Genomic DNA, 17,238 nt, shown 5'->3' with positions numbered 1-17,238 from the left:
TTGGATCCCAGATCGAGTCCGGGATGACAGCCTTTCGGTTTCACACCCCCCAGACGATTTCCTTGCCGGCCTTCTGGCAGCGGCGCAGCATGTCCAGGAAAGGGACGGCCCGCTGCCGCAGCGAAACGGGGTCGAAGTGCGGCGGGTTCTCACCCTTGGCCTTGGCCTCGTCGGCCAGGGCTTTCTGATCCGCTTCCTCCCTGGCGATCGCCGCATCCAGCGCCGCGATGGCGCCGGGCATCTGTTCCGGAAGGATGATGCCCTTGGGCCCCGCTTCCTTGCCTATGATTTCCAGGACGCGTCGGCCATTGGGCTCGAGCATGATCAGATCGCCGGCGGCCTTGGATTTGAATTTGTAGAGCATGCGTACATGTACTCGCGGTTGAACGGATAGGCCGATTGTGCGCCGCGCAGGGCGCCGCTTTGCAACTGGCCGTCGGGGCGTGTTGCGAGTATCTGGTGCAGCCCCAGCCATCCCTGCTCGAAGGCCATCGCGCTGCCAGCGAGGTACAACCGATAAGCGCGCAGCACCTTCGACGCGTCGTCGGTGTGGTCCGTGGTCGCCAGTACGCGCTGGGCTTCGTCCAGGCGCGATTCCAGGCCGTCCGACCAGGCCCACAGCGTGCGGCCATAGTGCGGCCGCAGGTTCTCGACATCCACCATCTCCAACCCGGCCACCGTGAGGTCCTTCAAGACATGGCTGATATGCAGCAGCTCGCCACCGGGGAAGATGTACTTCTCGACGAATTCGCCCATGCCGGCACCGAGATGGCTGGGGTGGATGCTGCCAGCCGTGATGCCGTGGTTCATCACCAGCCCACCGGGCTTGAGCAGGTGGAAAATCTTGCCGAAGTACGCGGGCATGTTCATCTGGCCCACATGCTCGAACATGCCGACCGAAGCGATCTTGTCGAAGCCCTGCAATTCGTCCAGTTCGCGGTAATCGCGCAGTTCCATACGCACCCGGCCCTGCAAGCGCTTTTCCGCTATCAGCCGTTGGACATGCGCGCATTGATTCCTGGAAAGCGTGATGCCGGTGGCATTGACGCCGTAGTTCTCCGCTGCCCACATCAAGAGGCCGCCCCAGCCCGCGCCGATGTCCAGGAACTTCTCGCCGGGTGACAACATGAGTTTGCGGCAGATATGGTCGAGCTTGGCTTCCTGGGCCTGCGCCAAGGACATGTCCATGTCCCGGTAATAGGCGCAGGAATACACGCGGCGCGGGTCCAGCCACAGCGCATAGAAATCGTCGGACACGTCATAGTGAAACTGGATTTGCCGTGCGTCCTTCTGAGGCGAATGCGCTGCCAGCGACTTGGCCCGGCGCAGCATCCGCACCCACCAGTTCGTGTCGTTGCTCACCGGCGTGCCCGGCAGAAGACTGGCAGCGACGGCCATCATGTCGCGCATCCGCCCTTCCAGCTGCACACGGCTTTCGACGAAGTCTTCCGCCATCCGCCCGATCTGCCCCGCCGCCATCGTGGCCAGGCCGGACCAGTCCTTGAACGAGAGCGTGACGGAGGCCGAGGCCGGCCCCACCCGCTGCCCGGCCGGCAGGCGCAGCGCCACCGGTACGGGAAGGCCGGCGAGCTGCGATTCGATCTTGCGTACCAGCGTTTCCACCCATAAATTCTTGTCAAGCTCAGCGAAGCGAGTCAAGCGGACAGTTGTAGGACGTTATCGCTTTCTGCTGGGCCATGGCGGGCAACTCCTGTTGACACTAATTTGTTTAGGCTTAAACTATTTAAGCGGAAAAACGCAAGGAACCACCATGGACATGGAAGCGCGCGCCCATAGCGAACACCCCGAAGCCCTGCGCCTGTGGCTGCGCCTGCTCACCTGCACGCAGATCGTGGAGAAGCAGGTGCGCACCCAGCTGCGCGAGCGCTTCGACACCACGCTGCCGCGTTTCGACCTGATGGCCCAGCTGGAGCGCGCGCCCGACGGGCTGAAGATGAACGAGCTGTCGCGCCGCATGATGGTGACCGGCGGCAACGTGACCGGCATCACCGACCAGCTGGTGGCGGAAGGCCTGGTCGACCGTGTCGACGTGGCGGGTGACCGGCGCGCGTACCGCGTGCGGCTGACGCCCAAGGGCCGCAAGCTGTTTCACGAGATGGCCGGCCAGCACGAGAGCTGGATCGTCGATGCCTTCGCCGGCCTGTCCGACAAGGACATCGCCACCCTGCACAAGCTGCTGGGAAAGGTGAAGGACCATGCACGCACGCGCGCCGATACGGCAGCTTGATCCCCAAGGAGCCCGCGGATGTCAGCCCAGCAAGACCGTTTCGTCCACGACCGCTTGCCGCCCCCGGCGCAATGGCCCGAACTGCGCTTTGACCGGCCGGAATTCCAGTTCCCCGATCGGCTGAATCTGGTCGAGGAATTGCTGGACAAGGCGCATGCAAAAGGCTTCGCCGACAGGCCCTTGCTGCGGTCCAGCCGCATCACCTTGAGCTACACCGACGTGCAGGACCGTGTCGACCGTATCTGCCGGGTGCTCACCGAAGACCTCGGCTTGGTCCCCGGCAACCGGGTGTTGCTGCGCGGCGGCAATTCCATCGCCATGGCGCTGGCCTGGCTGGCCGTCGTCAAGGCCGGGCTGATCGCGGTGGCCACCATGCCGCTGCTGCGTGCGCGCGAACTGGGCGACATCATCGACAAGGCCCAGCCCACCGCCGCCCTCTGCGACATCAAACTGCTCGAGGAGCTGGAACTCGCGCGCCAGGACCGGCCCGTGCTCGCCACGGTGATTCCATTCAATACCTTGAACGAGCCCGGCTCACTGGCCGTGCGGTCGGCCCAGAAGCCCGGCGACTTTCCCCCCTGCCCGACCTCCGCCGACGACATCGCCATGATGGCGTTCACCTCCGGCACCACCGGCAAGCCCAAGGCCGCGGTGCATACGCACCGCGACGTGCTCGCCGCCTGCGAAGCCTGGCCGCGCCATGTGCTGCGCGCAACGCCCGACGACATCGTGGTGGGCTCGCCACCGCTGGCCTTCACCTTTGGCCTGGGCGGCTTGCTGGTCTTCCCGATGTGGGCCGGCGCCAGCGTCTATTTCCCCGATGCGCCCTACACGCCCGAAACGATGGTGCGGACCATCAACGAAATCGGCGCCACGATCAGCTACACGGCCCCGACCTTCTACCGGCAGATGGCGCCGTTCGCGCGCCAGCACGGCGTGGGCAAGCTGCGTATCAGCGTCAGCGCCGGAGAGGGCCTGCCCGATGCCACGCGCCAGCTCTGGAAGCAGGCGACGGGCCTGGAGATGCTGGACGGCATCGGCGCCACCGAGATGTTCCACATCTTCATCTCCTCTGCCGGCGATGACGTGCGGCCCGGCGCCGTCGGCAAGGTAGTGCCCGGCTACACAGCCAAGGTAGTGGACGAAGATGGCCAGGAACTGCCGCGCGGCACCATCGGCAAGCTCGCCGTGATCGGGCCCACGGGCTGCAAGTACATGGACGAGCCGCGCCAGGCCAGTTACGTGAAAAACGGCTGGAACTACCCCGGCGACGCTTTCCTGCAGGACGAGGACGGCTACTTTTTCTACCAGGCCCGCGCCGACGACATGATCATCACATCCGGCTACAACGTGGGCGGCCCGGAGGTCGAGGACGCGCTGCTGAGGCACCCGGCCGTTTCCGAGTGCGGGGTGATCGGCAAGCCCGACGAGGAACGGGGCATGATCGTCAAGGCCTTCTGCGTGCTCAAGCCCGGCCACACCGGCGACGCCGCCATGGTCAAGGCCCTGCAGGACCACGTGAAGGCCAGCATCGCGCCCTTCAAGTATCCGCGCGAGATCGAGTTCGTGCCCAGCCTGCCCCGCACCGAAACCGGCAAGCTGCAGCGTTTCAAATTGCGGCAGGCCTAGCCGCGATAGCCGGCGGGCCGATAATCGCGCCATGCCAGCTTATTCGTTCGAAGCCCTGGACGCCCAGGGCGACACCCGCCGGGGGGTGATGGAGGCCGACACGGCCAAGGCCGTGCGCAGCCTGCTGCGCGGCCAGGCCCTGGTGCCGCTCCAGGTCACGCCGGTGAGTTCGGGCGCGGCTGCGAGCGAACAGCGCGGCTGGAGCGAAGGCGCGTTCAGCCGCACGGTCTTCAACGCCACGCGGCTCGCCATCTGGACCCGCCAATTGGCCGGCTTGATCACCTCGGGGCTGCCGCTCGAACGCGCCCTGACGGCGCTCACGGAAGAAGCCGAGAACGAACGCGAGCGCAACTTGATGGCCGCCCTGCGGGCCGAGGTCAACGCAGGCTCGCCTTTCGGCAAGGCCCTGGCGCGCTTCCCGCGCGAGTTCCCCGACATCTACACCGCCGTGATCGGCGCCGGCGAGCAAAGCGGCAACCTGGGCCTGGTGCTGGAGCGGCTGGCGGATGACCTGGAGGAGCGGCAAGCCCTGCAGGCAAAGCTGCTGGGCGCGGCGCTGTATCCGGCCATCGTGTCGCTGGTCGCGATTGCGATCGTGCTGTTCCTGGTGGCCTATGTGGTGCCGCAGGTCGCCAATGTGTTCGCGGGCAGCAAGCGCGCCCTGCCCTTTCTCACCGTTGCCATGCTGGCCGTGAGCGGCTTCGTGCGCAACTGGGGCTGGCTGGCGGCATTGCTCTTGGCGGGCGGGCTGGTCGCCACGCGTTTCGCCCTGCGCAACGAGGGCACGCGCGAGCGCTTCGACGCCGCCTGGCTGACGCTGCCCCTGGTCGGCCGGCTTTCGCGTGGCTACAACGCGGCCCGCTTCGCCAGCACGCTGTCGCTGCTCGCGGGCGCCGGTGTGCCCATCCTCAAGGCACTGCAGGCCGCCGCCGAAACGCTGAGCAATCGCGCCATGCGCGCCGACGCCATGGACGCACTGGTCCTGGTGCGCGAAGGCGCGCCGCTGGCCTCCGCCATGTCGCAGAAGAAGCGCTTCCCCGGGCTTCTTTCCATGTTCGCGCGGCTCGGAGAGCAAACCGGGCAGCTGCCTCAGATGCTGCAGCGCGCCTCCAACCAGCTCGGCGCCGAAGTGCAGCGGCGCGCGATGCAGCTGGCCACCATCCTGGAGCCGCTCCTGATCGTGACCATGGGCTTGGTCGTGATGCTGATCGTGCTGGCCGTGCTGCTGCCCATCATCCAGCTGAACCAGTTCGCGCGATGACGGCATTCTCGGACAACAAGCTGGTGGTCGCGATCTCCTCGCGCGCGCTGTTCAACTTCGAGGAAGAGAACACGCTCTTCGAGAGCGGCGATCCCAAGGCCTACATGACGCTGCAGCTGGAGCGGCTGGACGTCGCGGCCCGGCCCGGCATCGCTTTCTCGCTGATCAAGAAGCTGCTGGCGTTCAACGACACCACGACCCAGCGCGTGGAAGTGGTGATCCTCTCGCGCAACGACCCGGTATCGGGCATGCGCATCTTCCGTTCGGGCCACGCCAACGAGATCAAGCTGGAGCGCGGTGTGTTCACGCAGGGCCGCTCGCCGTTTCGCTACCTGCGGCCCTTGGGCGCCCATCTCTTCCTTTCGGCCAACGCCGAGGATGTGCGCGAGGCCCTGGCAGCCGGCTTTCCGGCGGCGCGCGTCCTCACGGAATCGGTCCAGGCCGGCACCAATTATCCCGATGAAGTGCGCATCGCCTTCGACGGTGACGCCGTGCTGTTTTCCGACGAGGCGGAGCGCGTGTTCCAGGACCAGGGGCTCGACGCCTTCCAGCGGCATGAACTCAGCAAGGCAGCGCAGCCGCTGCCGGGCGGCCCTTTCAAACCTCTGCTGACGGCGCTGCACCGGCTGCAGCAAGCGGGCAACGGATCGATGCGGATCCGCACCGCGCTGGTGACCGCCCGCAGTGCGCCGGCCCATGAGCGCGCCATCCGCACGCTCATGGACTGGGACATCCGCGTGGACGAGGCCATGTTCCTGGGCGGCCTGCCCAAGGGCGAGTTTCTGCGCGAGTTCGAACCCGACTTCTTCTTCGACGACCAGACCCGCCACGTCGATCATGCCGCCCGCCATGTGCCTTCGGGCCACGTGGCCAGTGGCATCTCCAACCAGACGCGCTGAAGCCGCGCCCGCGCCAAGGTGCGCGCTACGATGGGCCCTGCTTCGCCAAGGGTCCACCACATGAAATTCCGCGACAAGCTGGCCGCCATCAAGGCCACTACAGCCAAGGTCTGGGCGCTCACCACGCCGTTCTTCTCGTCCGAGGAAAAGTGGAAGGCGCGAGGGCTGCTCGCCGCCATCGTCCTGCTGAACCTGGGCGCGGTCTACATGCTGGTGCAGATCAACGAGTGGAACCGGCTGTTCTACGACGCGCTGGAAAAGCGCGACCAGCCGGTGTTCTGGGCGCAGCTGCTTCGCTTCACCTGGCTGGCATTCGGCTATATCGTCATTGCGGTCTACAAGTTCTACCTGACCCAGCTGCTGGAGATGCGCTGGCGCGCCTGGATGACCACCCACTACCTGCAGCGCTGGCTGTCGGGCCAGGCCTTCTACCGGATGGAGCTGGCGCGCTTCTCGAACGCCAGCGCCACGCCGGACAACCCGGATCAGCGCATCCAGGAGGACCTGAACCTGTTCACCACTTACAGCATCTCGCTGTCCATGGGACTGCTCAATGCGCTGGTGACCTTGGCCAGCTTCGTCGGCATCCTCTGGGCCCTGAGCGGTGGCTTTGCGTTCAGCGTGGGCGGCTCCAGCTACGAGATCGCCGGCTTCATGGTCTGGGCCGCAGTGGCGTACTGCGTGGTCGGCACCATCATCACGCACTACATCGGGCGTCCGCAGATCGCCCTGAACTTCAAGCAGCAGCGCTATGAGGCCGACTTCCGCCATCACATGGTCCGCGTGCGCGAATACAGCGAAGCCATCGCGCTGGACAAGGGCGAGCAGGTCGAGCGTCAGCACCTGGACCGGCGCTTCGGTGCGGTGCTGGCCAATTACCTGCGCCTGATCAGGGCGCAGAAGAACCTGATCTGGTTCACCAACTTCTTTGGCCAGGCGGCGGTGGTCTTTCCCTTCATCGTGGCGGCGCCGCGCTTCTTTGCCGGTGCGATCCAGTTGGGCGAACTGATGCAGATCGCGTCGGCCTTCAGCCAGGTACAGGACTCGCTGGCCTGGTTCGTCGACAACTACAGCTCGCTGGCCGCCTGGCGCGCGACCACCGATCGGCTGACCAGCTTCGAGGAGAGCGTGGCCGCGCAAGCCCAGGCCCAGCGGCCGGAGGTCGTGGAAGGCGCGGACGGCCTCAGCGCGCAGGAACTGTCCCTGGCGCTGCCCAGCGGCGCCTTGCTGCTGTCGGGTCTGTCGGCCCAGGTCGCGCCGGGCGACTCGGTGCTGGTGAAGGGGCCGTCGGGCAGCGGGAAGTCCACGCTGTTCCGCGCTTTCGCGGGCATCTGGCCTTTCGCCCGCGGCAAGGTGGAGATTCCGGCGGACACCATGTGCATCCCGCAGAACCCCTACTTCCCGGACGGCAGCCTGCGCAATGCCCTCGCCTATCCCGAGCCCGCCGACCGCTACAGCGAGGAAGACCTGCACCGGGCCTTGGACGAAGCCCTGCTGCCGCAGCTGGCCTCGCGCCTGGACGATGAGGATGCGTGGAGCCAGAAGCTTTCCGGCGGCGAGCGTCAGCGCCTGGCGTTGGCGCGCGTGTTCCTCAAGCAACCGGCCTGGGTGCTCGCCGACGAAGCCACGAGCGCGCTGGACGGTCCGGCGGAAAAAACCCTCTACGAACGATTGACGGCGATGGTGCGGCGCAAGGGCGGGGCCTTGGTGTCGATCGCCCACCGGCCTGCGCTCGATGCGTTCCACCGGCGGCGCTGGGAGTTGCACCAGCTCCCAGCGGGCAGCCAGGCCGCCTATGCGCTGCGGGAGGCCTGATCCGGGTCACGCGCCGCGCCGCGTGCTTCCCGGTGCGCGATCCAGAGGGTCGAGGCGCAGATCACCACGCCCCCGATCAACGTGGAGCGGCTGGGGACGTCGGCGAAGATCAGCCAGCCCAGCAGCGAGGCCCACACCAGGTCGAGGAACTTGACCGACTGGGTCGCGGAGATGTCGGCCACGGTGAACGAGCGCGCCAGGAAGTAGTGACCGACGCTGCCCAGGACGCCGCAGATGAGAAACATGAACCACTGCGCCACGGTCGGCGTCTGCCATGCGAGCACCGCCAGGGGCAGGCTGAACACCGTCACCGTGATCGATTGCCAGACCACGATCACGGCGGGCCGCTCGTAGCGCGTGAGGCCCTTGGTGATGAGGAAGGACGCCGCGAATATCGGCGACGACGCCAGCATCAGCAAGGTGTAGGCCCCGGCGGAGCCGCTCAACTTGGGGGCCACCACGATCAGCACACCGGCGAAGCCGATGAGCGCCGCCAGCCAGCGCTCCCAGCGCATGCGCTCGCCGAACATCCAGGCCGCGCCGAGCATGATGAAGATAGGGCCGGTGAACCCGATGGCCGTGGTGTCGGCGAGCGTGATGTGCGGGATCGCCGAGAACCAGAGGAACAGGCCAAAGGTATGCACGCCACCGCGCACGAACTGCCCGCTGATATTGCGCGGACGGTAGGACGCAAGGCCGCTGCGCAAGACCAGCGGGATCATCACCAGCAAGCCGAACAAGTAGCGCAGGAACTGGGTCTGGAAGGGATCGAGCTGCAGCGTGAGGCCGCGCATCAGGGTGTTGAGGACCACGAAGCTCAGGCCGGCGGCGGTGGACCAGAGCAGCCCGCGCACCGTGGGGTCGAGCCGCTCCGCGCGCCTTTGCGCCAATGAGGCGTGCCGCATCAAAACGTGACGCTTGACCCTCTCCCCACCGCTTTCAACTGCCACGGCATGTCTCCATTGCGACCAACTATAGCCCACGGCACGACCGCGCGTGCAGCAGGTTCTTGTGCACTGTTCTATATTGGAGGGGTCTTCAGGGCGGGGTGAAATTCCCCACCGGCGGTAGGCGGCGCAAGCCGCAAGCCCGCGAGCGCCCCGGATGCCGCAAGGTGCCCGGGGGTCAGCAGACTCAGTCCAATTCTGAGGCCGACGGTCATAGTCCGGATGAAAGAAGATTCGCCGCGGCATTGCTGCGGCGATGTGCCGTTGCGTTTCTTCGCGAGAGGAAAGGCATTGGCGTTCTTGTCTGCCTTGGAGCGTTTTTGTTCAACAACAGGAGCGTTTCATGATGGTTTCCATCCCCACTATCCCGGTGTCCACGGACGCCATTCCCCTGGCCCCGCTTCCCGAGGTCATCGCCGAAATCCGCGCGGGCCGGCCCGTGCTGGTGCTCGATGATGCACAGCGCGAGAACGAGGCCGATCTCATCTGCGCGGCCGAACTGGTCACCCCCGCCGTGATGGCCATGCTGATCCGCGAGGGCAGCGGCATCGTCTGCCTGTGCATCAAGCCGGACAAGGCCAGCGAGCTGCGGCTGCGTCCCATGGTCGAAGTCAACCGCTCTCGCTATGCAACGGCGTTCACGCAATCGATCGAGGCCGGGCACGGCGTGAGCACCGGCGTGTCGGCGGCGGACCGGGTGCAGACGATCCAGTGCGCCCTGCGCTCGACGCTGGAACACAACGAGATCGTCAGTCCCGGCCATGTCTTCCCGCTGATCGCGCGCGCCGGCGGGACGCTGGAGCGCGATGGCCATACCGAAGCGGCGGTGGACCTGCCCGCGCTGGCCGGGCTGGCACCCGCGGGCGTGCTGTGCGAGCTGATGAATCCCGACGGCACCATGGCCCGCGGAAAGCAGGTGACAGACTTTGCGCAGGCGCACGGCCTGCTGTGCACGACGGTGGCCGAAATCGCGGCTTGGCGGCGGGCGCTCGGCTAGGCCAGGCCCAGCATCGGCTGCGGATCTGTTTCGGCGGAGGGCGGCGCCTCCTGCTCGGCTTGCGCGGGTTGCTCTTCGCCGGCCTGCACGTCGCTGTGCTTGACGATCGTTACGGGGAGCGGCGAGACATGCATCAGCTCATGTGAGACCGAGCCCAGGTCCGCGCCACCGAGCCCGCCCTTACCGCGCGCGCCGGCCACGATGGCACTGCAGCCGTAGCGCTCCGCGATGTCCAGCAGGGTATGGGCCGGCTCGCCCAGGCCGATCTCGAGTTCGTAGTCCACCCCGGCAGCGTCGCACAACTGCCGCGCGCCCTGCAGGGAGTGGTCGCCGGCGCTGGCCGCCAAGCCCTGCAATCGCTGCGGGTCGCGCACGGTGAGCATCTCGTACAGGGATGCCGGCTCTTGCACATTGGCCAGCACGAGGCCGGCGGCCAGGCCCTCCGCCCGCAACTGCAGTGCATACCGCACGGCGTCCAACGCCAATTCCGATCCGTCCACGGCAATCAGGATTTTCATGACCAGCCTCGCTTTCGCAGTGCTGCCCCCACGATAGCACTGCGCCGCGATTTGGCAAGCCGTGTAGGTGGGCGCTTACAGTCGTACTTCGCGCCCGCCGACCGCCGCTGTGCTTGCAAAAGCCTAGATTGAGCTTCTGGCTTACAGTGCGAAGGCGCCCCATGAGTGACAAACCATTGCGCGATTACCGCGAGTGGCTGCGGCAGAAAGCCTGGCCCTTCGCCAAGCGCCAGCGCGAAGGCGCCGACAGCGTGCTGCCCCATCTGGAAGAGTTTTCCGAACAGTCCAACCAGCTCGGCACGCGCCAGAAGCCCAAGGACAAGAAGCCGGATTCCGACAAGCCTCATCACTGAGATCAGGACCGGGCCGCCGCCGCCCGTGGCCTGAAGTGTTCGCACAGCAGTTCGATCAGCGATTGGGCGTAGGCCGGAAGCGCTTCACGCTCGCGCACGAGGATGTAGCGCTCGCGCACGCGCCAGGCATCGGCCAGCTCGACCTGCGCCAGCTTCATGGGCTGCAGGTTGCGCCGTGCGGCGCTCTCGGGAACGATGCCGATACCCACCCCGGCGCCCACCATGCGGCACATGGCGTCAAAACTTGCCAGCTGGATACGAAGCTTCATGGGCTTGCCCAGCTTGTCAGCTTGCTGCTCCAGGAAGCTTTGCAGCGTGCTGCCGTGGTGCATGCCCACCATGTCTTCTTGCAACGTGTCGGCGAAAACGATGCGCTTGCGCCGGGCGAAGGCGTGGCCGCGGGCCGTCACCAGCACCAGCCGGTCGGTGCTGAAATGAATGGATTGCAGACCCAGCGTGTCGACCGCCCCAGCCACGATGCCCAGGTCCGCCCGACCGTCGAGCACGCCACGGGCGATCTCAGCGTTCGGTTTCTCCTGAAGGTCCACATTGACGCGGGGGTTGCGGGCCAGGAAACCCGGCAGGACCTCGGGCAGGAAATCCGTCACCGCCGTCGTATTGGCGAACACCCGCACGTGGCCGCGCAGGCCGCCCCCATAGTCATGCAGATCGCGGCGCAACTGCTCGGCCTGGTGCAGCACCTCCCGCGCATGATGCAGGAAGGCCTCGCCCGGCGGCGTCAACCGCACGCCGCGAGCCTCGCGGTACAGCAGCGGCAGCCCGGCCTGTTCCTCCAGCGCCTTGACGCGCGCACTGGCCGCCGCCAGCGACAGGTGCTGGCGCGCCGCGGCACGGGTCAGGTTGCGCTCCTCGGCGGTGTAGACGAACAGGCGCAGGTCAGTCAGGTCGAAATGCATGCGCCATGCTAACGCAGCAGCTTTCGGAAAAACAGAAGGCTGATTACCGAATTGGCGCATTGTGCTTGGGCCCTGCGGGGATCACCATGCGACCATGTCTCACCCATCGCGAATCGACCCGGCCCTGCTCAGCCGGCTGCAGGGCTGGATCGGCAAGACCGAAGTTCTCGAGGACGAAATCACGGCGGCACCGCCGCGCGCCCTCACGGCCTCGCTGGACCGCGACGACCCGCCGCCGGAACGCGGCACTGCCCTGCCGGCGCTGTGGCACTGGCTGTATTTCCTGCCCGTGTATCGCGCCAGCGAGATCGGCCCCGATGGCCACGCCAGGCGCGGCAGCTTCCTGCCACCGGTGCCGCTGCCGCGGCGCATGTGGGCTGGCGGGCGCTTGCAGTGGGAACCCGCGAATCCCCTGCGCGTCGGCGATGCGGCGCGCCGCGTGTCCACCGTCGCTTCGATCACGCACAAGGCAGGCCGCACCGGCGACTTGCTGTTCGTCACCGTGCGCCATGAGTTGCATAACGCGCGCGGCTTGGCTATGACGGAGGAGCACGACATCGTCTACCGCGCGGCGCCGCTGCCCGGGGAGCCCGCACCCCCGCCGGTGGCGTCCGAAGCCGGCGCGGCCTGGCAGCGCGAGCTGACTCCCGACGAGGTGCTGCTGTTCCGCTACTCGGCCCTCACCTTCAACGGCCACCGCATCCACTACGACCGGCGCTACGTCACCGAAACCGAGGGTTATCCGGGCCTGGTGGTGCACGGTCCCCTGATCGCGACGCTGCTGATGGACCTGCTGCGGCGCGAGCGACCCCGAGCCGCCGTGCGCAGCTTCGAGTTCAAGGCGCTGCGGCCCAGCTTCGACGGCCAGCCGATGCGGCTGAACGGCCAGCCGGGCGCCGATGGGCAAACCATCGCCCTGTGGGCGCAGGACCATGAAGGCGCGCTCACCATGAAAGCCAAGGCAGAGATCGAACCATGAAACACGAACCCGATAAATACCAGGACATCCGCGACGCGGTGCGCGACCTCTGCACCCAATTCCCCGACGAGTACCACCGCAAGGTGGACGAGCAGCGCGCGTACCCCGAAGCCTTCGTCGACGCACTCACAAAGGCCGGCTGGCTGGCCGCCCTCATTCCCCAGGAGTACGGCGGCTCCGGCCTGGGCTTGGCCGAAGCCTCCGTGATCATGGAAGAGATCAACCGCTCGGGCGGCAACTCCGGCGCCTGCCACGGCCAGATGTACAACATGGGCACCTTGCTGCGCCACGGCTCCGAAAAGCAGAAGGCCTTGTACCTGCCCAAGATCGCCAGCGGCGAATGGCGCCTGCAGTCCATGGGCGTGACCGAACCCAGCACCGGCACCGACACCACCAAGATCAAGACCACCGCCGTGAAGAAAGGCGACCGCTACGTCGTCAACGGCCAGAAGGTATGGATTTCGCGCATCCAGCATTCCGATTTCATGATCCTGCTGGCGCGTACCACACCGCTGGCTGACGTGAAAAAGAAATCCGAAGGGATGTCGATCTTCATGGTGGATCTGCGCCAAGCCGAGAAGTCCGGCATGACCGTGCGGCCCATTCTCAACATGGTCAACCACGAGACCAACGAGCTGTTCTTCGAGAACCTCGAGATCCCGGCCGAGAACCTGATCGGGCAGGAAGGCCAGGGCTTCAAGTACATCCTGGATGGCCTGAACGCCGAACGCACGCTGATCGCCGCCGAATGCATCGGCGACGGCTACTGGTTCATCGACCGGGTCACGAAATACGTCAAGGACCGGGTGGTGTTCGGCCGCCCCATCGGGCAGAACCAGGGCGTGCAGTTCCCGATCGCCGAGGCCCACATCGAGATCGAGGCGGCCAACCTGATGCGCTGGGAAGCCTGCCGCCTGTTCGATGCCCACCAGCCCTGCGGCGCGCAGGCCAACATGGCCAAGTACCTGGCGGCCAAAGCCAGCTGGGAGGCGGCGAACGCCTGCATCCAGTTCCACGGCGGCTTCGGCTTCGCCTGTGAATACGACGTGGAGCGCAAGTTCCGCGAGACGCGGCTCTACCAGGTGGCGCCGATTTCCACCAACCTCATCCTTTCTTATGTGGCGGAACATGTGCTCGGTTTGCCGCGGTCTTTTTGATGTCATTGCGGGCTTGACCCGCAATCCATCGATGCGCATCGACACGCCACGATGGATGCCGGGTCAAGCCCGGCATGACAACTCCATGGAGTACATCGCATGACAAGACCTCTCGATGGCATCACCGTCGTATCGCTGGAGCATGCGATTGCCGCGCCCTTCTGCACGCGCCAGCTGGCCGACCTGGGCGCGCGCGTCATCAAGGTCGAGCGCCCCGGCGCCGGCGACTTCGCCCGCGCCTACGACCAGCGCGTGCGCGGGCTGGCTTCTCATTTCGTCTGGACCAACCGGTCCAAGGAAAGCCTGGCGCTGGACTTGAAGGATCCACAAGCGCTGGCAGTGCTGAAGGCGCTGGTCGCCAAGGCCGATGTGCTGGTACAGAACCTCGCGCCCGGTGCGGCCGCGCGCATGGGCCTGTCCTGGGAAACGCTGCACAAGAAGCATCCAGGACTCATCGTCTGCGATATCTCGGGTTACGGCGAGGACGGCCCGTATCGCGACAAGAAGGCCTACGATTTGCTGATCCAGGCCGAGGCCGGCCTGGTGTCGGTGACCGGCACGCCCGAAACGCCCAGCAAGGCCGGCAACTCCATGGCCGACATCGCAGCCGGCATGTACGGCTACAGCGGCATCCTGGCGGCGCTGCTGCAACGCGGGCGCACCGGCGAGGGCAGCCACATCGACGTGTCGATGCTGGAATCGCTGGCCGAGTGGATGAACTACCCGATGTACTACGCCTTCGAAGGCGCCGAGCCGCCGCCGCGCACCGGCGCCTCGCATGCCAGCATCTATCCCTACGGCCCATTCGCCACCAGCGACGGCGCCGTCCTCCTGGGCGTGCAGAACGAGCGCGAATGGGCGGTCTTTTGCGAGAAGGTGCTGGGCGACGCTGGCCTGGCCTCGGATCCGCGCTTCGACTCCAACGCGCGGCGCAACCAGAACCGCGCCGAACTCCAGGCGCTGATCCTGCAGGCCTTTTCCCGCATGGACACGATCCAGGCGGAACAGCGCCTGGACGAGGCCCAGATCGCCAATGCCCGCATGAACGACATGGCCGGTCTTTGGGCCCACCCACAGCTGAAGGCGCGCGAGCGCTGGCATGCAGTGGGCTCGCCGGCCGGGGAAATTCCCGCCTTGCTCCCGCCGGGGCGCAACAGCAGCTTCGACTACCGCATGGACCCGGTGCCCGCCGTCGGCGAGCACACCCGGGCCATCCTGCGCGAACTCGGCATGCAGCTGGAAGGCACGACAGCATGAGCCACAACCCTAACGCCGAACTGGCCGCTTTTGCCGCCGGCCTGCGCTTCGACGACATCCCGGCGCCTGTAGTGCGCAAGACCGAGGACCTGCTGGTCGACTGGTTCGCCTCCGCGGTCGCCGGCCACGGCGCGCGGCCCGTCACCGGCATCGCACGCTTCGCCAGCACCATGGGCCCCGCCGACGGACCATCGGAGGTCATCGTCACGGGTGAGCACACCAGTCCCTACCTCGCGGCCATGGCCAATGCCGCGGCCTCGCATGTCGCCGAACAGGACGACGTGCACAACGGCTCGGTGTTCCATCCGGCCACAGTGGTGTTCCCGGCCGCGGTCGCCGCGGCACAGGCTCTGGGCGCGAGCGGAAAGCAACTGCTCGCGGCGTCGGTGGCGGGCTACGAGGTCGGCATCCGGGTGGGCGAATTCCTGGGGCGTTCGCACTACAAGGTGTTCCACACCACGGGCACCGCCGGCACGCTGGCCGCGGCCGCCGCGGTGGGCAACTTGCTGGGACTGGACGCCCAGCGCATGCGCCACGCCTTCGGTTCGGCCGGCACGCAATCCGCCGGCTTGTGGGAGTTCCTTCGCACCGCCGCCGATTCCAAGCAACTGCACACCGCTCACGCCGCGGCCGCCGGCTTGATGTCGGCCCATCTGGCGCAAGATGGCTTCACCGGCGCCGACCGCATCCTCGACGGTCCGCAAGGCATGGCGGCCGGCATGTCGAGCGACGCCGATGCCACCCGCCTGACCGACGGCCTGGGCACACGCTGGGTCACGGCGGAAACCTCTTTCAAGTACCACGCTTCGTGCCGCCACACGCATCCCGCAGCCGATGCGCTGGCGCAGGTGATGCGCGAACATCGGCTGCGTCCGGACGACCTGGCGCGGGTGGTTACCCATGTACACCAGGGCGCGATCGACGTGCTGGGGCCGGTGGTCGATCCGGCCACGGTGCACCAGAGCAAGTTCTCTATGGGCACGGTTCTGGCACTGGTGGCGCGCTTCGGCCACGCCGGCCTGCCGGAGTTCGAGCAACACTACCGCGACGAAGCCACGGCGCGGCTGCGCGACCGGGTCGAAATGGCGCTGGACGCCGAAGTGGACGGCGCCTACCCGCGCCGCTGGATCGGCAAGGTGACGGTGCACACCGCCGACGGCCGCACCCTGCACGGGCGCGTCGACGAGCCCAAAGGCGACCCCGGCAACACGCTCAGCCGCGAGGAGATCACGGCCAAGGCCTTGCAGTTGGCGGCCTTCAGCGGCGGTGCGAGCGAAACCGAGATGCGCGCCGCCGTGGAACGGTTGTGGCAGGTGGCGCAGTGGCCGCGGGTGGGCCCGCTGCTCGTCGTCGTATGAGCGGAGCGACCGCACTCCTGGCGCGCGCGCGTTCCTTTCTGTTCGTGCCGGGAGATCGACCCGAGCGCCTGCGCAAGGCGCTGGACAGCGGCGCGCACGCCGTCATCGCCGATCTCGAGGACGCGGTGGCGCCCGAGGACAAGCCAGCTGCGCGCCAGGCACTGGCCGGCGCCTGGGCCACACTGGGTCCGGCAGAGCGGGAACGCCTGCTCGTTCGGATCAATGCGCCGGGCACCGCCTGGTACGACGACGACATGGCCCTGTTGCGCGAGCTGGCGCGGCATAAGCTGGCGGGCGTGGTGCTGCCCAAGGCCGAGTCGGTGGCCGCGATCGACCAGGTCGCGGAGTTGGCGCGCGCGCCGGTGCTGCCGCTGATCGAATCAGCGCAGGGGCTGCACGCGCTGGACCTGCTGGCGCGCGCGCCAGGCGTGCTGCGCCTGGCCTTCGGTCACCTGGATTTCCAGGCCGACCTGGGTCTGCACTGCGACGCCGACGAACGCGAGCTCGACAGCGTGCGCCTGGCCTTCACGATGGCTTCGCGCCGCGGCGGCCTGCCCGCGCCGGTGGATGGCGTCACTGCGGCCCTGGACGACGAGCTGCGCCTGGCCGCCGACGCAGCGCGCAGCCGCCGCCTGGGCTTTGGCGCGAAGCTTTGCATCCATCCGCGGCAGGTGGGCCCGGTCAATGAAGGCCTGGGGCCCACGCCGGCCCAGCGCGACTGGGCACAGCGCGTGCTGCAAACGAGCCGCGAACGCGGCACGGGCGCGTTTCGCCTCGACGGGCAGATGATCGACGCGCCGGTGCTGCAGCGCGCACGCAGGCTGCTGGACGATGATGCTTTTTGCCAAGGCGATGGGGCGTTGCGGCCATTGCCGCGGCCGGCCTCGCAGCCGTAGAGTAAGC

The 17,238-nt window shown here is 67.0% G+C and carries 17 protein-coding genes and 1 riboswitch; of the genes, 12 read left to right on the top strand and 5 right to left on the bottom strand.

What is annotated here, in order from left to right; translation table 11 throughout:
• Positions 1-40 precede the first annotated feature (40 nt).
• Positions 41-364 carry a DUF1840 domain-containing protein gene (locus HNE04_RS20700; protein WP_172223455.1) on the bottom strand — a complete coding sequence of 108 codons (324 nt, stop codon included), beginning with the start codon at positions 362-364 and terminating at the stop codon, positions 41-43.
• Complete coding sequence (locus HNE04_RS20695; RefSeq protein ID WP_172223452.1) at positions 325-1,623, bottom strand: class I SAM-dependent methyltransferase; 1,299 nt, start codon at positions 1,621-1,623, stop codon at positions 325-327. Before HNE04_RS20695 ends, HNE04_RS20700 begins: the two co-directional genes overlap by 40 nt.
• A 148-nt stretch (positions 1,624-1,771) precedes the next feature.
• Between HNE04_RS20695 and HNE04_RS20690 the strand changes: the two genes are divergently transcribed.
• The 5 genes from HNE04_RS20690 to HNE04_RS20670 are packed head-to-tail and all read left to right on the top strand — an operon-like array spanning position 1,772 to position 7,852.
• Entirely contained in the window at positions 1,772-2,248 is a 477-nt protein-coding gene (locus HNE04_RS20690; protein WP_172223450.1) for a MarR family winged helix-turn-helix transcriptional regulator, read from the top strand.
• A gap of 18 nt (positions 2,249-2,266) precedes the next feature.
• Positions 2,267-3,877, top strand: coding sequence for an AMP-binding protein (locus HNE04_RS20685; protein WP_172223447.1), 1,611 nt, complete (start codon positions 2,267-2,269; stop codon positions 3,875-3,877).
• Positions 3,878-3,908: 31 nt separating this feature from the next.
• Positions 3,909-5,138 carry a type II secretion system inner membrane protein GspF gene (gene gspF / locus HNE04_RS20680; RefSeq protein WP_172223444.1) on the top strand — a complete coding sequence of 410 codons (1,230 nt, stop codon included), beginning with the start codon at positions 3,909-3,911 and terminating at the stop codon, positions 5,136-5,138.
• Positions 5,135-6,037, top strand: coding sequence for a 5'-nucleotidase (locus tag HNE04_RS20675; protein ID WP_172223442.1), 903 nt, complete (start codon positions 5,135-5,137; stop codon positions 6,035-6,037). The genes gspF and HNE04_RS20675 overlap by 4 nt, the downstream gene beginning before the upstream one ends.
• Before the next feature lie 60 nt (positions 6,038-6,097).
• Positions 6,098-7,852: an ABC transporter ATP-binding protein/permease gene (locus HNE04_RS20670; RefSeq protein ID WP_172223439.1), complete on the top strand. Its 1,755-nt coding sequence runs from the start codon at positions 6,098-6,100 to the stop codon at positions 7,850-7,852.
• Here HNE04_RS20670 and HNE04_RS20665 read toward each other — a convergent pair.
• The gene (locus HNE04_RS20665; RefSeq protein WP_328700375.1) at positions 7,831-8,802 is read right to left on the bottom strand and encodes a DMT family transporter; all 972 of its coding nucleotides are present in this window, start codon (positions 8,800-8,802) and stop codon (positions 7,831-7,833) included. The two genes, HNE04_RS20670 and HNE04_RS20665, sit on opposite strands and share 22 nt — an antisense overlap.
• Before the next feature lie 80 nt (positions 8,803-8,882).
• A riboswitch (FMN riboswitch) is annotated at positions 8,883-9,037 on the top strand.
• Between the two features lie 105 nt (positions 9,038-9,142).
• Here HNE04_RS20665 and ribB point away from each other — a divergent pair.
• Positions 9,143-9,796, top strand: a complete 654-nt coding sequence (gene ribB / locus HNE04_RS20660) for a 3,4-dihydroxy-2-butanone-4-phosphate synthase (protein WP_172223437.1) — start codon at positions 9,143-9,145, stop codon at positions 9,794-9,796.
• Here the strand turns inward: ribB and HNE04_RS20655 are convergent.
• Complete coding sequence (locus HNE04_RS20655) at positions 9,793-10,314, bottom strand: universal stress protein (RefSeq protein ID WP_172223434.1); 522 nt, start codon at positions 10,312-10,314, stop codon at positions 9,793-9,795. The genes ribB and HNE04_RS20655 overlap by 4 nt on opposite strands.
• Before the next feature lie 161 nt (positions 10,315-10,475).
• Between HNE04_RS20655 and HNE04_RS20650 the strand changes: the two genes are divergently transcribed.
• Positions 10,476-10,667 (top strand): hypothetical protein, encoded by a 192-nt coding sequence (locus tag HNE04_RS20650; RefSeq protein WP_172223432.1) that lies wholly within the window; start codon positions 10,476-10,478, stop codon positions 10,665-10,667.
• Positions 10,668-10,669: 2 nt separating this feature from the next.
• Here HNE04_RS20650 and HNE04_RS20645 read toward each other — a convergent pair whose 3' ends face one another.
• The gene (locus HNE04_RS20645) at positions 10,670-11,584 is read right to left on the bottom strand and encodes a LysR family transcriptional regulator (RefSeq protein WP_172223429.1); all 915 of its coding nucleotides are present in this window, start codon (positions 11,582-11,584) and stop codon (positions 10,670-10,672) included.
• 94 nt (positions 11,585-11,678) lie between these two features.
• On the opposite strand from HNE04_RS20645, the gene HNE04_RS20640 reads away from it, so the two are divergent.
• The 5 genes from HNE04_RS20640 to HNE04_RS20620 all read left to right on the top strand — a co-directional run bounded on the left by HNE04_RS20640 (position 11,679) and on the right by HNE04_RS20620 (position 17,231).
• Positions 11,679-12,563 (top strand): FAS1-like dehydratase domain-containing protein, encoded by an 885-nt coding sequence (locus tag HNE04_RS20640; protein ID WP_172223427.1) that lies wholly within the window; start codon positions 11,679-11,681, stop codon positions 12,561-12,563.
• Positions 12,560-13,720, top strand: coding sequence for an acyl-CoA dehydrogenase family protein (locus HNE04_RS20635; protein ID WP_172223424.1), 1,161 nt, complete (start codon positions 12,560-12,562; stop codon positions 13,718-13,720). Before HNE04_RS20640 ends, HNE04_RS20635 begins: the two co-directional genes overlap by 4 nt.
• A 99-nt stretch (positions 13,721-13,819) precedes the next feature.
• Entirely contained in the window at positions 13,820-14,977 is a 1,158-nt protein-coding gene (locus HNE04_RS20630) for a CaiB/BaiF CoA transferase family protein (RefSeq protein WP_172223422.1), read from the top strand.
• Positions 14,974-16,335, top strand: a complete 1,362-nt coding sequence (locus HNE04_RS20625; RefSeq protein WP_172223420.1) for an MmgE/PrpD family protein — start codon at positions 14,974-14,976, stop codon at positions 16,333-16,335. Before HNE04_RS20630 ends, HNE04_RS20625 begins: the two co-directional genes overlap by 4 nt.
• Positions 16,332-17,231 (top strand): HpcH/HpaI aldolase/citrate lyase family protein, encoded by a 900-nt coding sequence (locus tag HNE04_RS20620; protein WP_172223418.1) that lies wholly within the window; start codon positions 16,332-16,334, stop codon positions 17,229-17,231. The genes HNE04_RS20625 and HNE04_RS20620 overlap by 4 nt, the downstream gene beginning before the upstream one ends.
• The last annotated feature ends 7 nt before the right edge of the window (positions 17,232-17,238 follow it).

The sequence above is a fragment of the Caenimonas soli genome (genome assembly GCF_013155545.1).
Lineage (GTDB): Bacteria > Pseudomonadota > Gammaproteobacteria > Burkholderiales > Burkholderiaceae_C > Ramlibacter > Ramlibacter soli.
The sequence above is the reverse complement of the archived record's forward strand: the minus strand, read 5'-3'. Positions and strand labels throughout refer to the sequence as shown.

Excerpts from the sequence above, each read along its gene's own strand:
- HNE04_RS20700 (WP_172223455.1), bottom strand. The coding sequence starts at position 364 with ATGCTCTACAAATTCAAATCCAAGGCCGCCGGCGATCTGATCATGCTC.
- HNE04_RS20690 (WP_172223450.1), top strand. The coding sequence starts at position 1,772 with ATGGACATGGAAGCGCGCGCCCATAGCGAACACCCCGAAGCCCTGCGC.
- HNE04_RS20685 (WP_172223447.1), top strand. The coding sequence starts at position 2,267 with ATGTCAGCCCAGCAAGACCGTTTCGTCCACGACCGCTTGCCGCCCCCG.
- gspF (WP_172223444.1), top strand. The coding sequence starts at position 3,909 with ATGCCAGCTTATTCGTTCGAAGCCCTGGACGCCCAGGGCGACACCCGC.
- HNE04_RS20675 (WP_172223442.1), top strand. The coding sequence starts at position 5,135 with ATGACGGCATTCTCGGACAACAAGCTGGTGGTCGCGATCTCCTCGCGC.
- HNE04_RS20670 (WP_172223439.1), top strand. The coding sequence starts at position 6,098 with ATGAAATTCCGCGACAAGCTGGCCGCCATCAAGGCCACTACAGCCAAG.
- ribB (WP_172223437.1), top strand. The coding sequence starts at position 9,143 with ATGATGGTTTCCATCCCCACTATCCCGGTGTCCACGGACGCCATTCCC.
- HNE04_RS20655 (WP_172223434.1), bottom strand. The coding sequence starts at position 10,314 with ATGAAAATCCTGATTGCCGTGGACGGATCGGAATTGGCGTTGGACGCC.
- HNE04_RS20650 (WP_172223432.1), top strand. The coding sequence starts at position 10,476 with ATGAGTGACAAACCATTGCGCGATTACCGCGAGTGGCTGCGGCAGAAA.
- HNE04_RS20645 (WP_172223429.1), bottom strand. The coding sequence starts at position 11,584 with ATGCATTTCGACCTGACTGACCTGCGCCTGTTCGTCTACACCGCCGAG.
- HNE04_RS20640 (WP_172223427.1), top strand. The coding sequence starts at position 11,679 with ATGTCTCACCCATCGCGAATCGACCCGGCCCTGCTCAGCCGGCTGCAG.
- HNE04_RS20635 (WP_172223424.1), top strand. The coding sequence starts at position 12,560 with ATGAAACACGAACCCGATAAATACCAGGACATCCGCGACGCGGTGCGC.
- HNE04_RS20630 (WP_172223422.1), top strand. The coding sequence starts at position 13,820 with ATGACAAGACCTCTCGATGGCATCACCGTCGTATCGCTGGAGCATGCG.
- HNE04_RS20625 (WP_172223420.1), top strand. The coding sequence starts at position 14,974 with ATGAGCCACAACCCTAACGCCGAACTGGCCGCTTTTGCCGCCGGCCTG.
- HNE04_RS20620 (WP_172223418.1), top strand. The coding sequence starts at position 16,332 with ATGAGCGGAGCGACCGCACTCCTGGCGCGCGCGCGTTCCTTTCTGTTC.